Genomic DNA, 7987 nt, shown 5'->3' on the forward strand with positions numbered 1-7987 from the left:
ATCTCGTATGGAGTTCTTCGACAAATCGCATTCACCTGAGGCATGGCAGTCGGCGAGGGCTTGCCGAACCAGCGAAAAGTACTCGTCCTCGCGCATCGTTTTGCTGATGCTCTTGGTTTCCCGATAAAGGGTGTGGCTAAGCTCCAAGAGCGCGTCGAGCGACTTCCTCGTAAAATGCCGTTCTTGACCGCTTTCGGCGGTAACGAACGTGGGAAGGGTGCGCTTGTCGAGCGTTCCGACATCCAATTGACCGTTGGGATGAACACGATCGAGCTCACGGATGAGGTCAGCTAGGAGGTTGTTGAGCGTCATGTCGTAGCTCCGTCCGACAGCAAACTATGATCTTACGTCCTTGCCTGCGACGCGCGAATCAGAGCTCTCCCGAGAGTACTGTGCAAGCAGGCAATTGGGGCCATAAATGGGGCCATCCATCGAAGTTGATTCAAAGTCGAGGCTGTATAATCAATATGTTGCGATTCATGTTCGATTCCGACCCAGGCCTCCATCCCTTCCTGTTGTATCCCGTAGCGCTGGCCGCCCGCCGCGTCATCGGGCATTCTGCGCGTTGGCCCGGATGGCGAAACTGGTATACGCAAGGGACTTAAAATCCCTCGGCCGCAAGGCCATGCGGGTTCGACCCCCGCTCCGGGCACCATCTCGACAAGCCGCCTGATCTTTCGGCAGTCCAGTGTCTGTCTGAATCCCGTAAGCAAAAGTCGTTTTGCTGAACATGTAGGAAATTTCCTACAAGCAGACGCGGCAAATCCCCATATCGAAGTATCGGCCTGGCAGGCAATCTGTTCTGGCCCGCTAGTCCTGGCGCGAGTGTCCTTCCCCCCTTGGATGTTCGAATCGCCGACGAATGGGCACCTTTAATCTGGAGCGTAGCCATGTCATCGATTCGCGAGGCCAACACCGCGGCACATGCCGCCGTGCGATCCCTTCACGCTGTTCGGGTCATTTGCAACGATCTGATGCCACTGGATCAGCCCATGACCGCCGAGCAACAACGGCAGCGAGCCAAGCTGATCCACTCGGCGCTGCTGGCACGCAAGCGCATGGAACTGCTCAGGGATCGCGCCGAAGCGTTGTCGGGAGCGCTGGTGCAGTTTCGCGAGAGGCAACGCAAGATTGCGCGGCACGCCTAGGGCCCCGGGTGGTCTGGGCCACCAACGTTGGGACTGATCGGCAGGGGCGCAAACCTTGCTTCTGATTCCGGCCGTACCATTGCGCGCGTCGATCCAGGTGACTGTTCCTGTTGGGTGATGGCATGCATTCGCGCCACCGTTCGCAGTACGCATTTTTGACTTGATCGGACTGAGTGCAAGGGCTTGCCCCCCTGTTCGCGGGGTTCATGGAATTGGCGTGATTCCATAAGGTGGTGAAAATCCGCCGGATCCTATCGCCATGCGCCCCCAGGTCCACATCACACGACTTCTTCTGCTTGTTCTGCTTGCCGGATTTTCCTGTCTGGCCAACGCGGGCCCCTTGCGGCTGGACGTTCAGATGCCGTCGACCTCTACCGGCACGCAGTTCAGTTTCGTCATTCAGGTGCGCAAGGAGAACGTTGGCGATGGCCTGACTTATACGGGGCCATTTACCGTTCACTCCACGCTTCCGGAAGGGATGCAGTTTCACCATGGCGTGGGCAGCGGCTGGAGTTGCACCGTGTCGGGGGTTGGCTCGCGCGAGCTGACCTGCTCCAAGAGCGGAACGCTGACCGACAGCAACTACAACCTGAGCGTGGTGTCGCTCACGGCCAGTACCGATATCAACATGCCGCTGGCGCCGGTCGAAATCAGCACCACGCTCAGCAGCGCGCAGGTTCCTCTGCCGCCGATCCTGATCTGCGCGCCGTCGCCGAGCACGAGTGGTTGTGCGACCGTCACGCCGACCGTGCATGAATCGAAGATCGAGATCTACGGCTGGGGCGATACTGCCAATCAGATATCCACCTGGCCAGTCGCGATCGAGGGTGGCACGCTTCAGAACATCATCGCGGTCAGAATGCTCAATTCCGGTTTCGGGCCGAGCAATACGCCTGTAACGCTGAAGGTCAAGTTTCCACCCGGTGTCACCTACAGCGGTTTCACTTCCGGGATTCCAGCGTGGGGTTGCACGGCTGCCATGGAAGTGGATGGCCAGATGCTGACTTGCACGGTGCCCTACATGGCCAGCGGGCAGAACGGCTTCGCCTCGATCCGGACCGACTTCGCGCCCGACATCATGGTGCCGGGGCCGCTGTACTTCCACGCAGCCATCGGCAACGATCAGGTTGCGCCCCCGACCACCTGCGTAGCCGACCCGATGCAGCGTGGTTGTGGTCGCCTTGCGGTCAATACGCGCGCCCCCAGCGCAGCGTTCTTGCGCTTCAGTGATCCGGACGTGCAGCATTCGCCAGCGTATTTCACGCTGGGCCAGGACAACGGTCCGATCGTGGTCAACTTCCGCAACATCGGCAGCGGTTTCGCAGCGAATACGGCGGTGCAGATCAAGCTGCCGCCGGGCTTCTCCCATACGCAGACCTACAGCGCGATTCCGGCGTTGACCTGCAGCTCCAGCGGCACGCTTGCGAACGGTCCATTGCTGACCTGCCAGGGTGCCGGCATGGCGGCGGGCTCAACCGGCTACGTAAGCTTCGGCGTGCATCTGGATCCGGTGCTGACGGAATCACCCGGTCCGCTGCCGCTGGTCGGTGCGATCGATACCTCGAGTCCGGCCAACACCACCTTGCTGGCATCCTGCGTCAACGATCCGAACCAGCCCAACTGTTTCTGGCACGAGATCCCGACCTACGCGCCATGCGCCTTGCAGTACGGCATGGATGGCATCTATTGCGATTCGTTCGAGGATCTTGCTTTGCCGGGTCGTGCTGCGTCGAACGCCGAAGCACGGTAGCAACAGGCTAGCCGTCGGTGCCGACGAGGCCGCGCCGGGTAGCTTCCAGCGTGGCTTCGGCGCGCGAGCTGACGCTCAGCTTGCGGTAGACATCCTTCAGATAACCGGCAGCGGTATGCCGTGAAATGCCGAGCAGGGTGGCGACTTCGGCCACCGTGTGGCCCTTGGCAATCAGGCGCAGGACATCGGTTTCGCGACCGGTCAGGCTGGGTTCGTCCGCAATGGCCGCAACCGGCTGGAAATGCCGCAGCAGGCGTCGCGCGATGGATGGTGACAACGGAGGTTGTCCTGCGGCAATGCCGGTCAGCATCTCGGCAAGCGTGTCGGTTGACTGATCCTTGAGTACATAGCCTTGTGCGCCGGCGTGCAGGGCAGGGAACAGATGCGCGTCGTCATCGAATACGGTGGCAACAATGCACAGCGTACCGAGTGGCTGCAGCTTCTCGATCAGGCGGATGCCCGAGCCATCGGGCAGGCCAAGATCGATCAGGGCCAACGGTGGTGCTGAGGAGACATGTTCATCCGCCTCCGCCAGCGAACCGGCAACCGATATCCTGATTCCGGGAAACGCCTGTTCGAGTGCGCGCGACAACCAGTCGCGACTGCCGGCAAGATCGTCAACCACGAGTGCGTGATCGAATGTGCTCATGGATCCTCTCCCAACGGCATTGTCAGCAGGACCTTGGTGCCGCCTTCGGTGCCGGGTTTCCAGTCGATGTCACCGGCCAGTTCGGCAGCGCGCTCGCGCATGTTCTCGACACCGCGCCCTCTGGATTTCGAAGCAGGTTCCTGGCCGCCGCCATCGTCGGTGAGATCGAGCAGCAGCTTGCCGCCCAGCGCCTTGATCCGGATGCGGACACGGGCGGCGCGCGCATGCCGGATCACGTTGCTGATCGCCTCGCGAACGATGCGGTGCAGATGCAATGCGCGAGCGGTATCGAGTTCTGGATCGGGCAAATCATCGCTGAGTTCCCAGACCAGTTCGATACCGGCGGCGGCAAGTCGCTGTGAGGTTTCGCTCCGAATATCGGCCAATGTGTCCGAGAGTGAGCCGGGTGTGCCGCGCGAGCGGGTGACGACATCACGAAGATCCTGCAGCACCGCGCGTGCACGATCGGCTTGCTCGGGTGATTCTGCGGCGTGGATCATGCCCAGCAGGCGTGCGCCGATGTCATCGTGCAGGTCGCCGTAGATGCGCTCGCGCTCGGCCATGGTGGCCTGGGCGCGAATCAGCGCTTCACGTTCCGAGAGACGGCTGGCCGCCGCGGCTTGCTCGGCCGCGAGCTGGGTTCGCTCCTTGCGCAACAGCAGGGCCAGGGCAATCGCGACGATGCCCAGCGCCATCGACACGCCACATGCCACGAAGAAGGCGATGTAGAGGCTCATGCGTCAGCCGCAGGCATCAGCGCATCGGCCTTCTGGTTTTCACCCAGCGTGCGATAGACCTCGGCGAGCCGTTCGGCGGCAGCCTTGGTGCGTGTGTGATCGGCACCAAATATTCCGAGCAGGCGCTGGTGCGCGTCCTCAAGCTCTGTTCGCGCTTCGGCCGTTCGACCCATGCGGCTCAGGCACCATCCTTCGTTGCTCATGAAGATCGCAGTCATCGCATGATCATCGCCCACAGTGGCTCGCGAGTGTTCCATCAGGGAAGCGAACTCTGCACGTGCGGCATCGTAGCGTCCGGCCTTCATCAACAGCATGGCAAGGTTGTTGCGCGGCGCCAGCGTCGTCGGATGCTGGACACCACCGCGGGTCTGGATCTCGATGATGCGTCGGTACGCCGCTTCTGCCTCCTCGATCTTGCCACGCTCTTCGAGCAGGTAGGCGAGCGTGTTCATCGAGGCCAGGGTCTGCGCGTAGTCGTCGCCAAACTGGGCCTCCATGCCTTTCATGGATTCGCGCGTGAGCAGTTCTGCTTCGTCGTACTGTTTGCGTGCCAAGAGGATATTGGCCAGCGTCTGCATCGAGGTCAGCGTGTTGGCGTGGTTGTTGCCGAGTACCTCGCGCTGCACGCGCAGTGCTTCGGCCGCTTCCTTCTCGGCCTGTTCGTTGTCGCCGCGCGCAGCGAGTACGAGGGCCAGCTTGTTGCGGCTGGCCAGGGTCAGCGGCGAACGTTCCCCCAACTGCTCGATACGCCCTTCCAGTACGGCGCGGGTCAGCTGCTCGGATTCATCCAGTGCACCGCGATCGCGCAGTACGCCGGACAAGTTGCTGCGTGTGACTTCCAGGGTGCTGCGCAGATCCGCGTCGTTCTTCAGCACCTGGCTGTCGATGGCCAATGCCTCGGCGAGCACCTCTCGGTACTTCTGTTCCGCGGGCTCCGGCCGGCCGGCTTCGTCATCAATGCGTGCGGCGGTCAGATCCATGCTGAGGCGCTTGGCGATCGGCGCATCGGGCCAGGATTCGCGTGCGTCGGCGAGTGCCGCGGTCGCATTGTCGAACTGGCCAAGATCGGTATACACCGTCGCGCGCTGTTGCAGCAGCTCGGATTGCCGGGCGGCGGTTGCGCCGGTCCGTTCACCGAGTTCGAAGGCGCGCTGGTTGAGTGCCAGCGCCGCGTCGAATTCGCCCAGCGCGCGTCTTGTGCGAGCCAGGGTCGAGGTTACCGCGCGTTGCACGCCAGGTTGATTATCCAGCCGAGGCAGATCCCGTTCGGCCTGGTCGACCACTTCATCGACGGTCAGCTTGCGCCCGGCGGACAACTCGGGATCCGCGGATGCAAGCATCTGCTCGAGGAACGTGTTGACTGCCGCCGACTCCTGGGCACGCTGGTCGGCATCGGCACGTGCACGCTGTTCAGCAAGCGCGAAACGCAGCGAGATCATGCTGGCTACGCCAAGCACGATGAAAATGCTGGCCATGGCCGCTGTCAGCAGACGGTGCCGGCGGACGAACCGACTCGCTCGATACAGCCGGGTCGGTGGCCGTGCGGCGATCGGCCGATGGTCGATGATGCGCTGGAGGTCGTCTGCCCATTGCGCGGCCGTCAAGTAGCGCTGTTCGCGCTCGCTGGCCAGCGATTTCATGATCACGGTATCGAGGTCGCCACGCGAGGCTGCGCTGATTGTTGCCAGTCGCGGTGGCGTTTCGTGACTCAGGATGTCGAGAGCCTCGAAGATCGTAGAGGTATTCAGGCGCGGATGCGGAAGTTGCCCGCCAATCAGCTCATAGGCGAGTACGCCGAGCGAGTAGACATCGCTGCGTGCATCAACGCGGGTGCCATCGCCCAGCAATTGCTCGGGACTCATGTAGGGCAGGGTTCCCAGCACCTGGCCGTCCTGGGTCAGCCCAAGAGCGGAATCGTCGCGCAGGCGTGCGATGCCGAAGTCGAGCACCTTTGATCGACCTGCATCATCGACCAGGATGTTGCCGGGTTTGAGATCGCGATGGATGACGCCGCGCTCGTGTGCATAGTGCACGGCGCGAGCGACTTCAATCAGCAACTGGAGTCGGGATACCAGATCGAGGTCGAGCTCGTTCGCGTGCCTGACCAGATCCACGCCAGGCACGTATTCCAGCGCCAGCCACGGCACCTCGACATCATCGATGCGGGATTCGCCGGCCGCGTACAACCTGGCGATGCCGGGATGTTCGAGTTGGGCGAGCACTTCGATCTCCCGGCGCATGCGATCAATCGCCGAAGCTGACAAGCCACGTACGACCTTCAGGGCGACTTCACGCTGTGGGTGAATCTGCTGCGCCAGATAGACGCGACCCATGCCGCCTTCACCAAGCAGACGCAGGATCCGATACGGGCCGATCGAGAATTCAGATGGTTCCTGTGGTTCTACTCCGTCCAATCGAAGCGTATCTGTTCCGCGTTTTGTCACTGTTGTCTCCTGCGTGGCCATTCAGGGTGGCCCATTCGCTGTTCGGCCTGTTGCTTGCAAGCAATGTGCCGCATTTCGATGATGATTTTAAATGCTGGACGAACGCAATGAATGCAGGGTCGTCCTGGCTGGAGACAAGCTGCCAGCGCCTTCGACGTTGACGATGTCGATTGCCAGCTCATTGCCGCTGAACGCCGCGGTTGCAGAGCGCTTGCGGATGCTGCAAGCAGATTCCATCAAGCGGGACTCCCCGGATGGCTAGAGGTCATATATAAAGTAAAGTACAATGATAGGCGTCAGTCAGGAGCGATCAATGAGCAAGCTGGAAGTCAAGGGAAGGGCGGGCGGGTTCATGCACTGGGTAGTCATCGGACTGGTGCTCGCGGTGCTGGGTTGGTGGGCGTGGGATTGGCTCAAGGATGAGGAGTTCCTTTGGCGCCTGTTGAGTTTCACCCTGCTGGTTGCCGGGATCGTGTTCGCCGCTTTCGGGGCCTGGAAGCTGATGGACAAGCAGCCCGTGCTGATTGCGACTGAGCAGGGACTGGTTGATCGCACCGGCATGCTGGTTCGGCGCATCAATTGGGGCGAAATCACGGGCTTTCGTTTGCCCGCTGCCAGTGGCAGGAGCTCGAATTTTCTGGCCATTGACCTGGTGGATCCGGTGAAATTCGTCGCCAGCGCATCCTTCGGGTCAAGCTCGGTACTTGAAGCGATCGAAACACAGCACGGTACGCCGTGTGTCATTCCGCTCAAGCTGCTGGATATCGAGCCGCACAACCTGATCGAGCATCTGAAAGGCTATCTGAGGCAGCACGGAAGCTGATCGCCGTCAGCATTGGATACGCAGCTTGTTCCTGAACCGCCTTGGGCAAGTCGGCAGTGCGCCACCGCGCAGTGGCGATCCACCACGGCCGGGCCATCAGCGCGTTCCAGTGGTTTGCGGGCTAAACTCATGTCATGGAAGCCCCCGTTACCGAATGGCTGTCAGCTTGGCGAGATGGCGATACCGCGGCGCGGGATCGCCTCGTACAGGTGTTGTACCCGGAGTTGCGCCGGCTTGCTGGCCAGATCTTCCGTCGGGAGCGTTCCGATCACACCTTGCAGCCCACCGCGCTGGTCAACGAAGCGTGGCTGCGATTGTCCGGTTCTGCGGCAGTGGAGGGCGGGGATCGCGGGCACATCCTTGCGGTTGCGGCGAGGCTGATGAGGGAAATCCTCATCGATCATGCGCGACGTCGGGCAGCATCGAAGCGCGATGG

8 protein-coding genes, 1 tRNA gene and 1 pseudogene are annotated in these 7987 nt (G+C 61.6%); 5 read left to right on the forward strand and 5 right to left on the reverse strand.

Annotated elements, in window-relative coordinates:
* A pseudogene (locus tag WBP53_RS15455) lies at positions 1 to 312 on the reverse strand (hypothetical protein); the annotation flags it as partial.
* Between the two features lie 256 nt (positions 313 to 568).
* Between WBP53_RS15455 and WBP53_RS15460 the strand changes: the two are divergent.
* The 3 genes from WBP53_RS15460 (at position 569) to WBP53_RS15470 (ending at position 2898) form a co-directional block, all read left to right on the forward strand.
* Positions 569 to 655, forward strand: a tRNA-Leu gene (locus WBP53_RS15460).
* Positions 656 to 890: 235 nt separating this feature from the next.
* The gene (locus WBP53_RS15465; RefSeq protein WP_423930511.1) at positions 891 to 1148 is read left to right on the forward strand and encodes a hypothetical protein; all 258 of its coding nucleotides are present in this window, start codon (positions 891 to 893) and stop codon (positions 1146 to 1148) included.
* Between the two features lie 259 nt (positions 1149 to 1407).
* On the forward strand, positions 1408 to 2898 hold the full coding sequence (locus WBP53_RS15470) for a hypothetical protein (protein WP_423930513.1): 1491 nt from the start codon (positions 1408 to 1410) through the stop codon (positions 2896 to 2898).
* A 7-nt stretch (positions 2899 to 2905) separates the two neighbouring features.
* On the opposite strand, the gene WBP53_RS15475 is transcribed toward WBP53_RS15470, so the two are convergent.
* From WBP53_RS15475 to WBP53_RS15490, 4 genes are all read right to left on the reverse strand, one after another.
* Complete coding sequence (locus tag WBP53_RS15475; RefSeq protein WP_423930515.1) at positions 2906 to 3547, reverse strand: LuxR C-terminal-related transcriptional regulator; 642 nt, start codon at positions 3545 to 3547, stop codon at positions 2906 to 2908.
* Positions 3544 to 4284, reverse strand: coding sequence for a sensor histidine kinase (locus WBP53_RS15480; RefSeq protein ID WP_423930517.1), 741 nt, complete (start codon positions 4282 to 4284; stop codon positions 3544 to 3546). The genes WBP53_RS15475 and WBP53_RS15480 overlap by 4 nt, the downstream gene beginning before the upstream one ends.
* Entirely contained in the window at positions 4281 to 6728 is a 2448-nt protein-coding gene (locus tag WBP53_RS15485) for a tetratricopeptide repeat protein (protein WP_423930519.1), read from the reverse strand. The genes WBP53_RS15480 and WBP53_RS15485 overlap by 4 nt, the downstream gene beginning before the upstream one ends.
* 87 nt (positions 6729 to 6815) lie before the next feature.
* Positions 6816 to 6965, reverse strand: a complete 150-nt coding sequence (locus WBP53_RS15490) for a hypothetical protein (RefSeq protein ID WP_423930521.1) — start codon at positions 6963 to 6965, stop codon at positions 6816 to 6818.
* Between the two features lie 76 nt (positions 6966 to 7041).
* On the opposite strand from WBP53_RS15490, the gene WBP53_RS15495 reads away from it, so the two are divergent.
* Positions 7042 to 7551, forward strand: coding sequence for an STM3941 family protein (locus WBP53_RS15495; protein ID WP_423930522.1), 510 nt, complete (start codon positions 7042 to 7044; stop codon positions 7549 to 7551).
* A gap of 134 nt (positions 7552 to 7685) precedes the next feature.
* Positions 7686 to 7987 (forward strand): ECF-type sigma factor (locus WBP53_RS15500; protein WP_423930524.1); only part of this gene is annotated, 302 nt, incomplete at its 3' end.

The sequence above is a fragment of the Dokdonella sp. genome (assembly GCF_049593775.1).
GTDB lineage: Bacteria > Pseudomonadota > Gammaproteobacteria > Xanthomonadales > Rhodanobacteraceae > Dokdonella.

Bases quoted from the DNA above. Each gene is read 5' to 3' on its own strand.
- WBP53_RS15465 (WP_423930511.1), top strand. From the start codon at position 891: ATGTCATCGATTCGCGAGGCCAACACCGCGGCACATGCCGCCGTGCGA.
- WBP53_RS15470 (WP_423930513.1), top strand. From the start codon at position 1,408: ATGCGCCCCCAGGTCCACATCACACGACTTCTTCTGCTTGTTCTGCTT.
- WBP53_RS15475 (WP_423930515.1), bottom strand. From the start codon at position 3,547: ATGAGCACATTCGATCACGCACTCGTGGTTGACGATCTTGCCGGCAGT.
- WBP53_RS15480 (WP_423930517.1), bottom strand. From the start codon at position 4,284: ATGAGCCTCTACATCGCCTTCTTCGTGGCATGTGGCGTGTCGATGGCG.
- WBP53_RS15490 (WP_423930521.1), bottom strand. From the start codon at position 6,965: ATGGAATCTGCTTGCAGCATCCGCAAGCGCTCTGCAACCGCGGCGTTC.
- WBP53_RS15495 (WP_423930522.1), top strand. From the start codon at position 7,042: ATGAGCAAGCTGGAAGTCAAGGGAAGGGCGGGCGGGTTCATGCACTGG.